Consider the following 17,261-nt stretch of genomic DNA (forward strand, 5'->3'; position numbering starts at 1 on the left):
GATACAATATAAGTATACTAACCCACAAAAAGGAAAGTGCACTTTCTTATACTCCTAGACTACACATCTTTAGCTACTCTTTATATTTTCTACATAATAGAATTCAATTTTAAAACTTGTACTAAAAAATAAATTGGAGGTCTACATAGTATGGAACTTTATAAAAAATTAACAACAACATTCATCCTCTTATTCATCGCTTCAATCACTGTCGGCTTTTCCTTAAAAGGTGCAATTCCATACGCTACATTAGTAAGCATTATATTCGCGACACTATTTTTACTAAGCAGTGCCTTTTGCGCAGGTAAAGCACGTCAAATGAAAGGTTGATTGCATATGTTCCAGTAGAAACCCACCCTTTGTAAATCATGTAAAAAGGAAATACAAACGTATGAAAAGGCATGACTAATACGAAAAAGTATATTGAGCTAGAAGGCGAAGTATATTGCAAATCATGCATTCAAATTGTAAGTAAAACGAAATAAAAAAAGCTTTGCGCTCACCGCGCAAAGCTTTTTTTCATATATTATAGACCAGCTTGCTCTTTTAAAGCTGCAGCTTTGTCTGTACGTTCCCATGAAAGATCTACATCAGTACGTCCGAAGTGGCCGTAAGCTGCTGTTTGTTTGTAAATTGGGCGACGTAAGTCTAGCATTTTAATAATACCAGCTGGGCGAAGATCGAAGTTGTTACGAACTAGTTCTACTAGTACGTCTTCAGATACTTTACCTGTGCCGAATGTATCAACTGAAATTGATACTGGTTGTGCTACACCGATTGCGTATGCAAGTTGTACTTCTGCTTTGTCAGCAAGACCAGCTGCTACGATGTTTTTCGCAACATAACGAGCTGCATATGCTGCAGAACGGTCAACTTTTGTTGCATCTTTACCAGAGAATGCACCGCCGCCATGGCGAGCGTATCCACCGTAAGTATCAACGATGATTTTACGTCCTGTTAAACCAGCATCACCTTGTGGTCCACCAATTACGAAGCGGCCAGTTGGATTAATGAAGAATTTCGTTTCTCCATCCATTAATTCTGCTGGTACTACAGCTTTAATTACGTGCTCTTTTAAGTCGCGATCGATTTCTTCCCATGTAACATCTGGGTGATGTTGTGTAGAAATTACGATAGTATCAACACGTACTGGTTTACCATTTTCATCATACTCAACTGTAACTTGCGTTTTTCCATCTGGACGTAAGTATGATAATGTATCATCTTTACGTACTTCAGTTAAACGGCGAGCTAATTTGTGAGCAAGCGAGATTGGAAGTGGCATTAACTCTTGTGTTTCATTACATGCGAAACCAAACATTAAACCTTGGTCTCCTGCACCAATTGCCTCAATCTCAGCGTCAGTCATTTGACCTTCGCGTGCTTCTAGCGCTTGGTCAACACCCATAGCGATGTCAGCAGACTGCTCATCGATAGATGTTAAAACAGCACAAGTTTCTGCATCGAATCCGTATTTTGCGCGTGTGTAACCAATGCCTTGAATTGTTTCACGAACGATTTTTGGAATATCTACGTAAGTAGAAGTCGTAATTTCCCCCGCTACCAATACTAAACCAGTTGTTACAGTTGTTTCACAAGCTACACGTGCATTTGCGTCTTTTGATAAGATCGCATCTAAAATTGAATCAGAAATTTGGTCACAAATTTTATCTGGATGTCCTTCAGTTACAGACTCAGATGTGAACAGATGACGTTTTTTTGTCATGTGGTAAACCTCCCTACAGTAATTGTATATATTGTACGGAACTCATCCTTAATTTGCCACAAACTGCGACATACATTTATTCTCCCACACAAGCATACAGAAAAACCTTTCCTACTTTACATAGAGGAAAGGTTTAATTTGCTACTTGCATACTGCTTTTTGCCCTTCGCTCTTATCGTTCGAGACCTGTAGCCTCGCACAGGTTTTAGCACCTATTCACCTGCATTTATCAATACAAGTGAGGTTGCTGGGCTTCATCGGGCCTGTCCCTCCGCCAGCTCGGGATAAGAGAGTATCCGTCCCAACCTATACTAAAGAAATGATATTCATTTGTCAATTAATATTCACATTTTCCTGAAAGTTTTTCTCAATACGCCTGAAATGAAATATTAATAGGGAAATAATGCATTCACACAAACAAAAAGAAATAAATAGTATACATTATTTATATAATTGTGTTATACTCTTGTTGGGGATTACGAGAAATATTTCATTAAATGAAAAGGATGGTATATAAATATGAGTACTGTGAATGTCCAAATTGGTTTACACGAATTATTGAACGGAAGCAATGCACAGATTCAACTAAGTGTTCCGCAATTAGTGGAAAAAGTATTAATGCGAAATGAAGGGAAATTAACTTCGACTGGTGCCGTTTCTGCTTCAACTGGAAAATATACAGGACGTTCTCCTAAAGATAAATTTATTGTGAAAGAAGCATCGGTTGCTGACAAAATTGCTTGGGGAGCTGTGAACCAACCGATTTCTGAAGAACATTTTAATAAATTATATACTAAAGTTTTAGAATACTTAAAAGAAAAAGAAGAGTTATTCGTCTTCAAAGGATTTGCAGGCGCTGACCGCAATTACCGCCTACCAATTCAAGTTATTAACGAATATGCATGGCACAATTTATTTGTACATCAGTTATTCATTCGTCCAACTGAAGAAGAATTAACAACTCATGAATCAGAGTTCACCATTGTTTCTGCACCGAATTTCAAAGCTGATCCAGCTGTTGACGGTACAAACTCTGAGGCATTCATTATGGTTTCATTCGAAAAACGTATCGTACTAATTGGTGGTACAGAATACGCTGGAGAAATGAAAAAATCAATCTTCTCTATTATGAACTTCTTATTACCTGAACAAGATATTCTTTCTATGCATTGCTCTGCAAACGTAGGTGAAGAAGGCGACGTAGCACTATTCTTCGGTTTATCTGGAACAGGTAAAACAACATTATCTGCTGATCCAAACCGTAAATTAATCGGTGATGATGAGCACGGTTGGTCTGATAACGGTGTATTCAATATTGAAGGCGGTTGCTATGCAAAATGTGTAAACCTTTCTCACGAGAAAGAACCACAAATTTTCGATGCAATCAAATTTGGATCTGTTTTAGAAAACGTTATCATTAATGACCAAACGCGTATCGCCGACTACAACGATACTACTTTAACAGAAAATACTCGTGCTGCATACCCTATGCATGCGATCGACAATATCGTACTGCCAAGTGTTGCTGGACACCCAAATACAATTATTTTCTTAACTGCTGATGCATCTGGCGTATTGCCTCCAATCAGTAAGTTATCAAAAGAGCAAGCTATGTATCATTTCTTAAGTGGTTACACTAGTAAACTAGCAGGAACAGAGCGCGGCGTTACATCTCCGCAAGCTACATTCTCAACTTGCTTCGGTTCACCATTCTTACCACTTGATGCATCTCGCTACGCTGAAATGCTTGGTGAAAAAATCGAGAAACACGATGCGAAAGTATTCCTAGTAAACACTGGCTGGACTGGCGGCGAGTACGGAGTTGGTAAACGTATGAACCTAGGTTATACTCGTGCAATGATTCAAGCAGCATTAAGCGGCGAACTTGCAAAAACTGAAACAGCTAAACATGACATCTTCGGTCTTGAAGTTCCACTTCACGTACCAGGTGTACCTGACGAAGTGTTAATGCCTGAACAAACTTGGGCTGATAAAGCTGCTTACAAAGCAAAAGCAATCGAGCTTGCAAATGAATTCAAAGAGAACTTCAAAAAGTTCGAAAGCGTTTCTGAAGATATTATTAACTTAGGCGGTCCAATCGCTTAAATTAAAACTTTCTGTTGGAATAACCCTTTACTCATATGAATAAGTGTCGTGTAACCGTAAAGTTTCGCGTACTCACCGACAAAACCCAATGCGGCTTAACGGTTACACACACTTACATAAAAAAGAAGCTTACGTGAAAACGTAAGCTTCTTTCTATATCTTATATAAAGTGAAATGCTAATCTCTTCATCTGTGACCTAGATTATAAAATTACAGCTTCGAATATATACATTATATCCCTACTCGCTACATCTCTCGGGTTTCACATCGTATGGGGTTAAAAAAGGCCCTGACCGCTTCTATTCGTGGCTGGATCATCTATTCCATCTAAAAAGAAGTCTTTTATCTTTTTATCTCTTTTAGCTCTTTGTTAGTTCTTTCTCATCTTTCATGCTATAGTATCCTAAATTCACAACGATTAAGAAATAACCACCCATAATCCCTACTGCAAATGCCCACATAACCATGTGGTGCTCAATTTCGTACATAATAATAGCACCCAAAATGGCAGCTGCAAAACGGTTAAACATACCGAGTGTCGGTGCTTTCGTCTTCTTTACAATACTATCTCCAAGCTTCTCAATTCTTCTCCCTAAAAGCCAAACGCAATACATACTTACAATAAGCCCAATTCCAGCGCCTAAAAAGTGTGCTGAAAACGGTGTTAACATCCAACCTAGTAACAAAATACCTAGTATATAATACGATTGGATTTTAAATGATCTTAGTGACATACTAATCATGCTGTACCTCTCTTCATTCGTTCTTATCTATCCGACAAAAAATTTCTTTCAAATTCATATTCTTTACATCCATTTCACTCAAATTAAAAACAACATAAACAGTATGTTTATGTTGTTTAAATGTTTTTAGAAAATAATATTATACAAGATTTCAAACATTATATTCTCATATTTTGTGACGGTTTTTCAAACTTTTTTCGTCCATTTATGAAAAAAATGATATCAATCTATGAACATACGGATATGATGTAATAAGCACACAAATAAAGGGGGCGTCTAATGATTTATTTTTTAATGGCTCTCATTCACCTCATTATCCCTGCACTTATCGGACTTTCATTGTATTGGTACACGAAAAACCATAGCATTTTTTACGCTGTCCTCGGTGTTCTTCTTCCAGGTATTATTCTTATTACACTCTTCCGTATTCCATTTTTAAACTTAATCCCACTTATTACTGCTATCTTATTTCTCATCTTCTTACCAAAAATAAAAAAATAGGAAAGCAGATCATAGGTAATCTGTTTTCCTATTTTGATATAGGTTCCCCTGCAATAGAATGAACTTTTACTTTCTCCGATTTCACAAACCATAGACCGACAAAAATGATAATTCCACCGATGATCTGTTGAAACGATACATATTCATTTGCCCAGACAGCTGCAAATAAAACAGCTACAAGCGGCGTTATATACATATATACCATCGTATGTGACGCCCCAATTTTTTGAACACCAACATACCACATTACTAGACCAAATACTGTGACAAAGAAAATAGAATATAGTAAAGCAAATTGTGTCATTCCGTGAGTAATGTGAAATGGCATGACAAACACATGCGGACCACTTAACAATAATAGCGGAATCGCACCCACTAATGCAGACCATGCTGTAACACGTAATGCTGAATATTTTTTAATTAATGGTCCTGCTAAAACAGGATAAAGCCCCCAGCATATTGATGTAATAAGTCCAATTCCATTGCCATAAAAAGAACTAGTAAGTGAATGTCCTGCTACTAAAACTAATGCTGCACCAACAAAAGCAATCATAGAACCGATTAACTTTCGAGAAGAAAAATTTTCTTGTTTCAGAAAAATCGCAAATACAGTTGTAAAAATAGGTGAAATAGAAATGAGTAAAGAGGCATTTGTAGCGGATGTATATTTGACAGTTTCCATAAATAACGTTTGATACAGTACAATACCTACAACGCTAACAATGATTAATCTAGGTATATCCTTTCGCTCCATATAAACCGACTTTTCAATAAAAAAGGTAAGAAGTAACAGGAGCGGTGCCGCCGCCATCATACGAAGTGCAGTAAATTCAATTGCTGTAAATTCTAAAAATCCATACTTTGCAATCGTATAGTTAATCCCCCAAATAATAACAACACTTAAAATTAATAACTCAATTCCCCATCTTCTCATGCGTATCCCCTCCGCAAATAAGATTATACAGAAAATTCAATCATATGTACATTTCATTATGTGAAAAAACCTTTTTACTATTGGGACGTTTTGGTAAATGAAATTATATCGGCGATTCCCCAAATATATCAGCGCAACTCCATTTATATCAGCGATTTTTTCAATATATCGACAATAATAGCGACTTATAAAATAAAAAAATGTGAGTCCAAAATACATTTTGGACTCACATTTCCTTTACTATACTCGAACGTGTAATTTCATATTTGGATTATAAAACTGGCTTGGGCTCTTCAACTGAAAAGTTCCTCCACCTTCATGCCAATCAACCGTTAACTTATCGTCCATAAATACAAGCTTTGTACGATCAGCGATAAAATTCATTGTGCTTGATTCAATATCCACATCGCGCTCATCTTTCTCTGCTACAGCTACTAAATCGATGATTCCGCTCATAACACAACCGCAACCCTCATTATCGTAAAATAACTTTATATATTTCGTTTCACTTGGAATCGTATCCATAATCTTTTTATATGCTGCTTCTGTTACAGTAACGTACATATGTTAATCTTCATCCTCTCTTCTCTTATCATTCATATATTGTATCACCATTTTTCTTAAAAGTTATATACAGAAAATTAAGACTAATATACAATGTATGTGATAAAGTTTCAGCAATCGAGCTTTTATGAGTAGTTCATGCAGGAGAAAGGATGTTTACTATCTGTGTTCAAACTACAACGCTATCCTATGTTATTAGGTCTATTTAGTATTTTCTTCATTTCTAGCGGAATGCTATTACAGCATGTACTTCCCTATTCTCCTTCTATTAGCTGGATTCTAGGTTTTATTTGTTTCCTATCCGCTTCTTATTTTGCTACGAAGAATATAATCAACTCATAAAGCAAGAATCATCTTAAGGAGGATTATTAAACATGCCAGCCTTAAAAAAAATAGAGCAATCACTCAATCACTTATTTCAAATTGAAAAATACGGAAAAGATAGCGCCTTTAGTCGATTTATCCCAGCCGTATATGATCCTATCAAATTTCCTTGGCAACAATTTTTCGAAGCAAATTTTGTAGATTTATTTAACGGCCTTATGATGCACGGATCTGAAAATGTAAACAAAGTATTTTTAGCTGTATTCCCTACAGATGACGTTCTTGAAACATTCATTTCACAATCCACACCCGGTGATTTACTCTTTATGCACCATCCCCTTGTAATGGAGTGCGGTGATCCAATTGGAAGATCAGGCCGCGGTTTCATACCAATTCCTGAAAAATATTTGCAAGGAATAAAAGAAAAACAACTTTCTATATATACATGTCACGTACCAATGGATTTTCATCAAACACATGGAACGAGTATTTCAATTGCAAAAGCATTAAACGCTACTGTAGTGGACGACTTTGCATATGGAGGTCCAGAACAAGAACCAGTTGGCCTTATTTGTGAAATAGATGAAACATCAACAGAAGCACTCCAAAAACATCTAAAACAACTCTTCCAGATTCCTTACACAGACTTCGAAGGTAAACGACATGATTCCATCAAAAAAATCGCAATTATCGCTGGATGTGGCGATGTTGTATCTTTAATGAAGGAAGCAGAAGAAAAAGGTGCTGAAGCATATATTACAGGAGAAATCCATTGCCATATCGACAATGATTACGGCCGACATAAATACTCTCTCATTATGGATTATGTAAAAGAAACGAATATGTCTCTAATTGGGGTATCACACTCTGCCTCTGAATATTTAGTGAAAGAGACATTGATGTATGATTGGTTTAAAGAGAATTTTGATGTGGATGTTATTTTGCTTCCGCAGGAGAAATGGTGGCTCTAACACTATCATTTTTTTAATTTATATACACAATACAACCGACCACAGAAAAATAGATAAATGAGAAAGCACATGTACCTACGTAAATGCTTTCGTTGTGCCGAAAAATGAACCTACTGGTAGCACCGACTTTACTGGTGCTACCAGTATTACAGCTGGAAACCTATTTTTGTGAAAGGATACAACCGCTCTTTATATTCATACTGCAAGTGCTGTATATTCTGTTTTTCTAATTACTAACATATAGCAATTCATTTCATAAAAAAAGACCCGAAATTCGGGTCAACAAATAGAAATATAAATGAACTACAACAAATAACAGACAAAGCCATTATATATTTTTCGTAGTAAAACATCCATTAATTTCTTTTTACACTATCAATATATTATTTTTCGTTATCGTCCTCTTTTTTAGAACGTCTACCTAAGAAGAATACAAGAACTAATAATATAATTAACAGTAGTACTCCGCCGATAATGTAATATAGTGTGTAGTCTTTTTTCGCTTCTACCGCTATATCATTTAACTTATCAGCTGTCTTTCCTTCAATTGTAAATTTCTTCGTCCATTCCCATTTTTGATCGCCATCAGTGGCTTTCACTTCTACTCGGTACGTTCCTGGATCAAATGCTTTGTTTTCCCAGCTAATAGCGTAATCAAAGTTTGAGTTTGGCGCCATTCTTAAATTTTCTTTTTTCGCTTCAAATAAAATGTCTGTACCTTTTTCTTTATATACCTTTGCATCAACACTTAAATTTTTTAACATTGCTGGCTTTACGTTTTGTAAATTTGTAGTAACAACGTTACGCCCGTTAATTTGTGTTGGCTTTACTTCGTTTAATTTCATGTCTGGTTTTACTTCAGCATCTGTTTCTTTTAAAACAACACCAATTGCGTATGCATATTTATTTTCAATTTGCACACCTTCATCTTTTTTCTTTGCATTCTCATCTTCTTTTTCTTTAAAGTATAAACCACCTAAAATAACACCATCAAACGACTCATTTGGCATTTCTAGGTTTATATCAACTGTCACTATGCTGTTAGCTGGGACTTTCGTTTCTTTTGGCATTTTAGCAATTTTAGAAAACGGATATTTTAAAGTAGAATCCGTTTTTGGTTCTACTGTACTATAATCTGTAATACCATTGCTATTCGTAATTGCTGTATTAGCAAACGATTCTACCACAACTTCTTTATTCGTATCATTTTTCATTTGGACTTGAATTGTTTGCTTTTGTCCAGGTTGCATTTTCAAATCAAAATACGTTTGATTTTTATCAATTTGATTTTCTGGTATAACTGCTGTCACAGCGAATTTCATTTCAGCTGCATATACTGAAAAAGCGTTTACCATGAAGCATGTAATTAATAGTAAGCTAGTAAATAGTTTTTTTACCATCTCTTATGTAATCCCCTTCATATCCATTTTATAGACAAGAAAGAGACAAGGTTAAAGCCATTCCCTTATCTCTTCTCATTTTCCTCTTTTATCTTAAAATTCCTCTTACTTACATAGGAGCGTCTGTTAGTTCCCAAGTTAGTGAAGTTGTGTATTGTGTTTGTTCTTTTTTCGTTTTACCTGGTACAGATAACTCTACACTTTGTTTCGCTTCTGTTGCATCTTTACCAAACGTATTTACCCATGTACCCATACCTTGGTTTTCTTTTGCATCGATTAAATCAGATGCTGCACCACTTGGATTTAATGTGATAGATTGTTCTGCTGTTGGTGCGTCGCTACCTGCATTTGATTTCAAAGCTGAATTTTTTAATGTTAATGTCGCGCCATCCAACGCTTTATCATCTGCAGTTTTGAATTGACCATTTTGTTTTACTGTTAAATGCCATCCAGCATTTGTACCACGATTATCTGTTACTTGAACGTAGTTCGGCACGTCAATTACAGAACCGTCTACTTTTTTCTTTACTTTATCTAATTCTGCAAAGTAGATTTCGTTATTCCCTGATGCTTTTTGTGTTTTAAAGTTGAAGTTAGATACATAATCAATACTTAGTGGACCATCTGTACCTTTTTTATCTGGATCAACTGGATCTACAGTTTCATCTGGATTCTCTGGATTAACAACATCAATTTTATCTGTATTTTTCTCGAATTTAATGAATGCTTTTGAGTCTAATTTCCCGCCATCTTTCTCAGCTGCAAATGCAGACGTTCCTACTGATACTGATGATAATGTTACCGCTCCAATTAATGCTATTTTTGCTAATTTCATAGTTTTATACCCCTTTATGATCATTTTTAAAATTCAGTCATTCTTAATTTTCAATCTTGTATAAGCTTAGTTTGGTGTATCTTCTAAAGTCCAAGTTAACTCAGCTGAATATTTCGCACCTTTTTCTTTCGCTGTCGTACCTGGTACGAATAAGCTCACACTCTTTTTACCTTGTTCTGTTCCTTTACCGAATGCAGTCGTCCAATCACCCATACCTTTATTCTTTGCGGCAGTAGTAATTTCCACCGCATCTCCACCTGGAGCTAGCGTTACTTTATTTTTAAATGTTGTAGGTGCATATTGTGCATCAGTTACAGAATTTACAGCTGGGTTACTTAAGCTTAAAGCTGCATTTGTTAACTCACTATTACCACTTTTAAATTGTGCATTTTGCTTTACTTTCAATTTCCATCCTGCATTTGTACCACGGTTATCTGTTACAGATACGAAGTTAGGTACTTCAACTGTTTTGCTCCCTTGTTTCACTTTATCCAATTTTGCAAAGTACGTTTGATCATTACCAGAGATAACTTGCTCGCCGAAGTGTAAGTTAGAAACGTAGTTAATACTTAATGGACCTTTTGTTCCTATTTCATGGTCACCAGGGTTCTCTGGTGTAACTTTTTCATTTGGATTTTCTGGATTGTTTGGATCTGTTGTGCTTGTATCTTCAATAAACGTTACATCTGTTTTTGATTTCATATTTGCTTTCTCTTCCGCAAATGCTGAAGTTCCTACTGCTGCAACTGATGTTAATGATACTGCACCGATTAATGCTAATTTTGCTAGTTTCATATGTACCTTCCCCTTTTCTCTGTTTTCATCTATTTTTTATTTTGAATACACTTGCTTTCCCCTAAGTCTTTTGAATACATATAGAGATAAAACAATTGAAAACAATCCTATATATTGTTTGAAGTCCCGTGTCTGGCCTCCTGTTTTCGGTAAATATTTATCTCCATTTTTATTTTTATCAACTGTCTCTTTTTTTGTATTTATCTTTGTCGGATCAGTTGATGTATTTGGTGTATAGCTATTCGAAAATGTAATACCCGCTTTTGAATTCGTACTTGTAGCCGTTACTACATTTGCCATAAGAAACGGCACACATATAACTGTGGAAACGATAATACCAACTATTTTTTTCATTACTCTCTCCTTTCTAAAATTTATATATTTCATATATTTTTAGAGAGGAGCATCGGTTAATGTCCATTCTAGCTGTCCAGCATATTTAGTATTTGCTTTGACATTCGGCCCTGGTTTTACTTGTAAATGAATTCCTTCGTTTTCCTTCCAATTTAGTGAAACCTCCTCGTCGTTTTTAGAAGTATACGAGAATGCTTCTATACTAGAAGTACTTAAAGGTGTATCCTTTCCATTTCGTTTGTAAATCAATGCTCCTGTCAATGTGTCATTTTGTGCTGAAGTTAATGGTGTGATTTCCTTTACATATACACTCCATTTTTGCTTTTTAACACGATCATCGGTTACCTTTAAAGGATTTGAAATCGTCTTCGGTGCGTATGTCGTTGTTTTCGATGGAATTGTTAAATCTCCAAATGTAATTTCTTTTGGTACGTCTACTAACTTTAAAGTCCCATCAACGACAGTAACCGGCACTTGAATCTCCGCTTGTACACCTTGCTTCGTTTCAATTACAACCGTTACAGTATGATTCCCTATTGTTTTGGTATCTGGAATATTGATTAACTTCACTACTGATATTGGTTTATCTACATCCAAATTTGTATCTACAGATAAATCTGTCACAAATTTAGAAATATCCATTTTTGTTAAATCTGTTCCTTGCACTACTTTTTGTGGGACTGGTTTCCCAGTTGGAATACCTTTATACCTTATTTTTGCGATTCCATCTCGATTACTATCTTGTCCATTCTTATCGCCATCTAAATAATTTTTAGCTGACACCGGTATTTCAAGATAACCATCTTTGTAATATTTCATTACATTAGCACCTTTTACAGGAGAACCTGTAATTGTCATTTCATAAATTTTCCCGTTGAATTCTTCTGTTTTTAGCGCATTTACTTTCGCAACCGCAGTGACTTTATTGTTTGTCCTGCTAATATCAAAGAAGCTACTTACATCATCTCCACTCTCCACATCTTGAATGGAAACATCATTCACAGTAAAATCCTTATTCACTTCACTTTCTAATACAAAAGATTTCGCATAGTGAATCTCTTTCGATTGAGCAGGCATATTTTGATATACCTTATAAGAAAGTTGACGGGAATTATCTTCCACAATATCTCCTATTACACTTGGAGCTGGAATTTCAATTTGTGCAATCGCTAATTGGTCGTATGATACATTAACACCTGAAGCATTTAATCTAACTTCTAGCGGTAATTCTGTTAAATTATCAAATGTAATTGTCATATCTGCTTCTGGAGTAGCTACTGGACCTGCTGTGCCAGAAAACTCGATTTTATTATTCCCTTTGTCTTGATACCTAATTGAACTCGTATCATACACGTATAAATTCGTTAAATGACTGCCATCATTACGTAACGTTACATTTTTATAACTATTTATCCTTTTGAAATTCCACATTGCCGTTAATGGTACTTTTTTACTTGTTCCGTGTTCATAAAATTCAAAGGAAGCATTATAAGTTTGTCCTGACCTTCCGTTCCCATATAATTGTAAAAAGTTTTTTGCATCACCTTTAGTTATTGGTGTTTTAACATCTACAGATGAAGCTGTCATAGAGTGAATATTAATACGGACATCAATCCATTTCCCTTGATATTCACCAGCTTTTTTTACTAATACGTACTGTTCTCTATTTGAATTTCTAAATGTATATTGACTTTGACCAGTTCTGTCATTGCTACTACCCTTTACCTCATATGTTACTTGTGGGCTCCAAACAAATCTAAAAGCATATTTACCCGAGATAGAAGGCCCTTCACCTGTTCTATTATTTATTACCTTTACATTTGGATATTTAAGAATACTTGTAACAGGACTAGCAGCTAGTAGAGATTGGCTCTTTAATACCTTCTCAGCTTGAATAGCAGGTAATTCCTGATTATTTTCGTTTATCCTATTGCTCTCTTTTAATTCATTTTCCTTTGGTACGAGTTCTTCATTAACCTTTTCTTTCGCTAAAGTCTTCGTTTCTTTTGGAACTTCAGCATTAGTAGAATTTATTTCTTGTTTTTTATTTTCTTCCGATACTTTCACTTTTTCACTTATTTCTTTTCTCATAACTTCCTCTGAAGCCTTTGGATTTTCATCAGAAATGGCTACATTTAAAGCCTCTTTTTTCTCTACAACATGTAGAGAAGGAGATTCAATTTTCTTTTCATTCCCTTCAAACTTCACTATCGGTTCAAATTTGTACTCTCCAGCTTTTTTCATTTGAATGACTACATATACGTCACCGATAAAATTACTTTGTTCATTCTTTTCAATTTTTACAATGTGATCTTCTGTTACTGAAATGTTTTGAATCGCTTTATTGTTTTCGTTCATTTTTTTCGTTTCTGCTTCATTGAACAGCTGTTCATTAGATAATTTCAGCTCGATATTAGCATCTTGTTTATTTGTATTTGTAATCTTTAATACTACATTTTCATCAACTTTTATTTCTTTTTTATCCATATGAACGATAAAACGTCCTTGCTCGTCGTTTGTAACCGCATAAACTTTCGTTGCAGAGTAATCTAGCACACCAACTTGCGTAAATAATATTCCTCCAGCGAGAAGTATACGCCCAAATTTACCTATTTGATTTTGCAATGTACTTCCCTCCCTCACTTCTTATGAACCGAATATTTCGAACATTAAATTTATTATTCAGCTAAATTTACAATCATAATGTGTATTCCTAGAAAATAAAAAGCCTGGTTGCCTTTTCGATTTTCATACATCACAACATGTGTGAAAATCCAAACTGCAACCAGACTATCATAGTAATTTTCATTACCTTAGACTCTTAGCTTTGCGACCTATCCTTTCGAATAGTGTGCCCATTTATTTTTTCTTTTTGAGACAATAAAAAATCCGGTTGCCTCTTCGATTTTCATACATACAACTATGTGTAAAAATCCAAACTGCAACCAGACTATCATAGTAATTTTCATTACCTTAGACTCTTAGCTTTGCGACCTATCCTTTCGAATAGTGTGCCCATTTATTTTTTCTTTTTGAGACAATAAAAAATCCGGTTGCCTCTTCGATTTTCATACATACAACTATGTGTGAAAATCCAAACTGCAACCAGACTATCATAGTAATTTTCATTACTTTAGACTCTTAGCTTTGCGACCTATCCTTTCGAATAGTGTGCCAAAAATAGGTATTTATTTATCGTGTTTTGAATATACCATTAAAACCCAAAAAAGAAAATAGTTTTTTTAGAAAAAACAATTAATTTTTATAGTCTAAATTTTTTACTTGAAAATCCATAATAAAAACTAAAAAAACATTTTGATCTTAGAAATACATCATACATTCTTTATCGATAAAATGAGATTTTTACTATCCACAAATAGCAAGATAAAATAGAAAAACATCACTTATTTGGAAGTGATGTTTTTTCTATTTAATGCAGTGGTAACATAACCTCAACCGTCGTTCCAACCCCAACTTCACTTTCAAAACTCATTTTACCGTTGTGGTCTTTAATAATTTTTTCTGTAACTACTAAACCTAGACCAGTTCCTGTTTCTTTCGTTGTATAAAAGGCTTCATTTAACTTTGGAATTTTATCTTTCGGAATGCCGCATCCCTCATCTTTCACTTGAATGATGATTCCATCTTTTACAGTAACTTTAATCGTAATTGTTCCGCCAACTGACATTGCTTCAATTGCATTTTTAATTAAATTAAAAAAGACCTGTTTTAATCGTTTTTCATCACATGTAATTGATGGTAAGTCTTTACTGTAAATACCTTGTATGTAGACTCCTTGTTTTAAAGCAGGCTTTTCCATAACTCGAATAACATAAGAGATAATTTCTTGTATGTTATGAGTTTCTGATTCTAGTGATTTAGATTTCTCAAATCCACTAAGTTCTGTAGCAATTATATGAATCCGATCTACTTCTTGTTTCATAATATCACTATAAATTTTATCCTCTGGATGCTTGTCTGCTTGTTTATTCACAAGTTTTTTTAAGTTTGCTAAAGGTCTTCTAATCTTATAACCAATAACCGTTGCCATCTTTCCAACAGCTGCTAGTTTTTCTGTCTGTTTTATTTCTTTGTCCATCATCTCAAGCGTACGAACATAAGACTGAACCCTCAAAAATATAATCCAACATATGATAGTAAATACGCTATATAATGCCATTGGGATTAAAACGAGAGAAGATTGAATAATGATTCCTGTAAGAGCATACTTTCCGACAAGTATCGCTGGAATTAACCAGAAATATCTTTTATTCACAAAGATTGGTGCAAACAAAATAAAAAATCCTTCTACTATATTTCCACCGTCAAATTCTGCATCGCTACCATAATAAATCATAATGTTATGGATAAAATCTAATACATTATAGCCAATTAGAATAATATACTTTACCGCAAAAGCATTCTTCCATTTCATAAAGTATATCCCAACGCAAAACAATACCACCATCAAAAAGTAAAGCCATAAACCTAAACCATCTTCAAACTCACCTACACCTTCTTGCTCTCCACCGATTAACGGTACGATAAATTCATAAGCAAGATCATATACAAAAAATATAATGAAAAATAAACTTAAAAATGCTTTCAGCGCCTTTATTTCTTCGTTTTTAAATATATAGCCTTTATTCATATGGTAACTCCTAGCTTTTCTTCCACTTGGATTTCAGTATTTCCACACTTCTTTGGGAGAATGATGTCTATTCTCGTTCCAGTATCTCTTTCACTTGAAATATGCAGCTCACCAAGGTGCTCGGCGACAATTCGATTCGCTACCGTAAGTCCCAGACCAATTTTATCTTGTTTCGTTGTATAAAAGGCCTCTGTAACACGAATTAAGTTTTCTTGCTTAATACCATGACCATTATCAATCACGCTGATCATTACATACTCTTTCCCTTTATTTTCTAATCTTACATGTAATATGCCATCTTGTTCCATTGCTTCTAAAGCATTTTTTATCGTATATAAAAAGACTCCTCTTATTTTTCGTTCATCACATTCAACTTCTATTGTTTTTTCTTCCACATTAGAAATAAACTGTACGTTTAATTCATTCATTTTTTCGCGAAGACTTGTTATTACTTGTAATACAATTTTTCCTACATCATGTTTCTTATAAATAGAAGGTTTGCATGTAGCAACTTCCATTAACTCGCTTATCATATTATTCATATTTTCTATTTCAAAAATCATACGTTTATAAATAGGATCCTCTTCATGCTTCTCTCGTTGTAATTGCGTAAATCCTTTTAATGAAGCGAGTGGATTTTTAATTTCATGTCCAACCGTCGCTGCCATTTTTCCGATTACTGCTAATTTCTGTGATTCGCTAGCAATCGCAATACTTTCCTTTACAGCTGAAAAATATTGTAAAAATCGGTTTAAAATGATATACGCCGCAATTAGCATAAGTGTATACATAATAAGATACATAAATGCTTTTACTTCCTCTAATACAAATAAATAAATTAAATATTTTCCTACAATAGAAGAAAGTAAAATCACATAAAATTTTTTATTTAAAAATATGGGTACAAAGAAAATGAGAATAATTTCTATTATATTTGTCGCATCAAACGCCGCCTTATTATAAAAAATATATGAAAATATATTAGCGATTTCTATCCCTATGTATGCAAATATCCATGCATATTTAACAAGGTTTGCCTTCTCTTTTTTCATTAAATATATATTCACGCACAGTATTGCTACTCCGCAAATAACTTGCCATACTATGTTGTATCCCTTATCCATTATTGATTTATCGTCTAATACGATTGCATAGAAAATTTGATATACAATAACAATGACATATAACACCCATAAAAGGATTTTTGCATTCTTTTCTTCTTCTTTATATGATAGAAAACTTTCTTTCACTTCAACACCCCTTCAAAATAATATCTCGAAGAATACCATTTATTATAATAAATGATTTTCATAGACAAACAAAGATAAATCGAACATTTGAGGAAAATCATCCCAAC

Annotated in this window: 15 protein-coding genes and 4 riboswitches; of the genes, 4 read left to right on the plus strand and 11 right to left on the minus strand. The window is 34.4% G+C overall.

What is annotated here, in order from left to right; genetic code table 11:
* The first annotated feature begins 150 nt into the window (after positions 1-150).
* On the plus strand, positions 151-330 hold the full coding sequence (locus tag QCI81_RS10725) for a hypothetical protein (RefSeq protein ID WP_000424797.1): 180 nt from the start codon (positions 151-153) through the stop codon (positions 328-330).
* A gap of 196 nt (positions 331-526) precedes the next feature.
* Here the strand turns inward: QCI81_RS10725 and metK are convergent, their stop codons facing one another.
* The gene (metK, locus tag QCI81_RS10730) at positions 527-1,726 is read right to left on the minus strand and encodes a methionine adenosyltransferase (protein ID WP_000163117.1); all 1,200 of its coding nucleotides are present in this window, start codon (positions 1,724-1,726) and stop codon (positions 527-529) included.
* Between the two features lie 169 nt (positions 1,727-1,895).
* Positions 1,896-2,017: riboswitch (SAM riboswitch) on the minus strand.
* A 228-nt stretch (positions 2,018-2,245) separates the two neighbouring features.
* Here metK and pckA point away from each other — a divergent pair.
* The gene (gene pckA, locus QCI81_RS10735) at positions 2,246-3,832 is read left to right on the plus strand and encodes a phosphoenolpyruvate carboxykinase (ATP) (protein ID WP_053563510.1); all 1,587 of its coding nucleotides are present in this window, start codon (positions 2,246-2,248) and stop codon (positions 3,830-3,832) included.
* 359 nt (positions 3,833-4,191) lie between these two features.
* On the opposite strand, the gene QCI81_RS10740 is transcribed toward pckA, so the two are convergent.
* Positions 4,192-4,575 (minus strand): ATP synthase subunit I, encoded by a 384-nt coding sequence (locus tag QCI81_RS10740; protein ID WP_000624926.1) that lies wholly within the window; start codon positions 4,573-4,575, stop codon positions 4,192-4,194.
* Positions 4,576-4,854: 279 nt separating this feature from the next.
* Here QCI81_RS10740 and QCI81_RS10745 point away from each other — a divergent pair, with 279 nt between their 5' ends.
* Entirely contained in the window at positions 4,855-5,076 is a 222-nt protein-coding gene (locus tag QCI81_RS10745) for a hypothetical protein (protein ID WP_000639042.1), read from the plus strand.
* Positions 5,077-5,104: 28 nt separating this feature from the next.
* Here QCI81_RS10745 and QCI81_RS10750 read toward each other — a convergent pair whose 3' ends face one another.
* Positions 5,105-6,010, minus strand: coding sequence for a DMT family transporter (locus tag QCI81_RS10750; RefSeq protein WP_053563509.1), 906 nt, complete (start codon positions 6,008-6,010; stop codon positions 5,105-5,107).
* Positions 6,011-6,250: 240 nt separating this feature from the next.
* Complete coding sequence (locus tag QCI81_RS10755) at positions 6,251-6,574, minus strand: iron-sulfur cluster biosynthesis family protein (RefSeq protein WP_353810724.1); 324 nt, start codon at positions 6,572-6,574, stop codon at positions 6,251-6,253.
* Positions 6,575-6,948: 374 nt separating this feature from the next.
* Here QCI81_RS10755 and QCI81_RS10760 point away from each other — a divergent pair, with 374 nt between their 5' ends.
* The gene (locus QCI81_RS10760) at positions 6,949-7,869 is read left to right on the plus strand and encodes a Nif3-like dinuclear metal center hexameric protein (RefSeq protein WP_353810725.1); all 921 of its coding nucleotides are present in this window, start codon (positions 6,949-6,951) and stop codon (positions 7,867-7,869) included.
* A gap of 383 nt (positions 7,870-8,252) precedes the next feature.
* On the opposite strand, the gene QCI81_RS10765 is transcribed toward QCI81_RS10760, so the two are convergent.
* From QCI81_RS10765 to QCI81_RS10795, 7 genes are all read right to left on the minus strand, one after another.
* The gene (locus QCI81_RS10765; protein ID WP_353810726.1) at positions 8,253-9,269 is read right to left on the minus strand and encodes a WxLIP family cell surface protein; all 1,017 of its coding nucleotides are present in this window, start codon (positions 9,267-9,269) and stop codon (positions 8,253-8,255) included.
* Positions 9,270-9,378: 109 nt separating this feature from the next.
* Entirely contained in the window at positions 9,379-10,104 is a 726-nt protein-coding gene (locus tag QCI81_RS10770; protein WP_065229467.1) for a WxL domain-containing protein, read from the minus strand.
* A 66-nt stretch (positions 10,105-10,170) separates the two neighbouring features.
* A complete protein-coding gene (locus tag QCI81_RS10775) occupies positions 10,171-10,899 on the minus strand; it encodes a WxL domain-containing protein (RefSeq protein WP_000761531.1) in 729 nt (242 codons plus the stop codon).
* Between the two features lie 36 nt (positions 10,900-10,935).
* Positions 10,936-11,253: an EF2685/EF0750 family sortase-dependent surface protein gene (locus tag QCI81_RS10780; protein ID WP_353810727.1), complete on the minus strand. Its 318-nt coding sequence runs from the start codon at positions 11,251-11,253 to the stop codon at positions 10,936-10,938.
* Positions 11,254-11,292: 39 nt separating this feature from the next.
* Positions 11,293-13,878, minus strand: a complete 2,586-nt coding sequence (locus tag QCI81_RS10785; RefSeq protein ID WP_353810728.1) for a WxL domain-containing protein — start codon at positions 13,876-13,878, stop codon at positions 11,293-11,295.
* Between the two features lie 152 nt (positions 13,879-14,030).
* Positions 14,031-14,119, minus strand: a riboswitch (cyclic di-GMP riboswitch).
* A 71-nt stretch (positions 14,120-14,190) separates the two neighbouring features.
* Positions 14,191-14,279, minus strand: a riboswitch (cyclic di-GMP riboswitch).
* A gap of 71 nt (positions 14,280-14,350) precedes the next feature.
* Positions 14,351-14,439: riboswitch (cyclic di-GMP riboswitch) on the minus strand.
* Between the two features lie 244 nt (positions 14,440-14,683).
* Positions 14,684-15,904 carry an ATP-binding protein gene (locus QCI81_RS10790; RefSeq protein WP_053563505.1) on the minus strand — a complete coding sequence of 407 codons (1,221 nt, stop codon included), beginning with the start codon at positions 15,902-15,904 and terminating at the stop codon, positions 14,684-14,686.
* Positions 15,901-17,154, minus strand: a complete 1,254-nt coding sequence (locus QCI81_RS10795; RefSeq protein ID WP_353810729.1) for an ATP-binding protein — start codon at positions 17,152-17,154, stop codon at positions 15,901-15,903. Before QCI81_RS10795 ends, QCI81_RS10790 begins: the two co-directional genes overlap by 4 nt.
* Between the last annotated feature and the right edge of the window lie 107 nt (positions 17,155-17,261).

The organism is Bacillus cereus group sp. MG20 (assembly GCF_040459885.1).
Taxonomy (GTDB): Bacteria; Bacillota; Bacilli; order Bacillales; family Bacillaceae_G; genus Bacillus_A; species Bacillus_A cereus.

Coding starts and splice junctions, on each gene's coding strand:
- QCI81_RS10765 (WP_353810726.1), bottom strand. CDS start 9,269: ATGGTAAAAAAACTATTTACTAGCTTACTATTAATTACATGCTTCATG.
- QCI81_RS10775 (WP_000761531.1), bottom strand. CDS start 10,899: ATGAAACTAGCAAAATTAGCATTAATCGGTGCAGTATCATTAACATCA.
- QCI81_RS10770 (WP_065229467.1), bottom strand. CDS start 10,104: ATGAAATTAGCAAAAATAGCATTAATTGGAGCGGTAACATTATCATCA.
- QCI81_RS10760 (WP_353810725.1), top strand. CDS start 6,949: ATGCCAGCCTTAAAAAAAATAGAGCAATCACTCAATCACTTATTTCAA.
- QCI81_RS10750 (WP_053563509.1), bottom strand. CDS start 6,010: ATGAGAAGATGGGGAATTGAGTTATTAATTTTAAGTGTTGTTATTATT.
- QCI81_RS10780 (WP_353810727.1), bottom strand. CDS start 11,253: ATGAAAAAAATAGTTGGTATTATCGTTTCCACAGTTATATGTGTGCCG.
- metK (WP_000163117.1), bottom strand. CDS start 1,726: ATGACAAAAAAACGTCATCTGTTCACATCTGAGTCTGTAACTGAAGGA.
- QCI81_RS10740 (WP_000624926.1), bottom strand. CDS start 4,575: ATGATTAGTATGTCACTAAGATCATTTAAAATCCAATCGTATTATATA.
- QCI81_RS10790 (WP_053563505.1), bottom strand. CDS start 15,904: ATGAATAAAGGCTATATATTTAAAAACGAAGAAATAAAGGCGCTGAAA.
- pckA (WP_053563510.1), top strand. CDS start 2,246: ATGAGTACTGTGAATGTCCAAATTGGTTTACACGAATTATTGAACGGA.
- QCI81_RS10745 (WP_000639042.1), top strand. CDS start 4,855: ATGATTTATTTTTTAATGGCTCTCATTCACCTCATTATCCCTGCACTT.
- QCI81_RS10755 (WP_353810724.1), bottom strand. CDS start 6,574: ATGTACGTTACTGTAACAGAAGCAGCATATAAAAAGATTATGGATACG.
- QCI81_RS10725 (WP_000424797.1), top strand. CDS start 151: ATGGAACTTTATAAAAAATTAACAACAACATTCATCCTCTTATTCATC.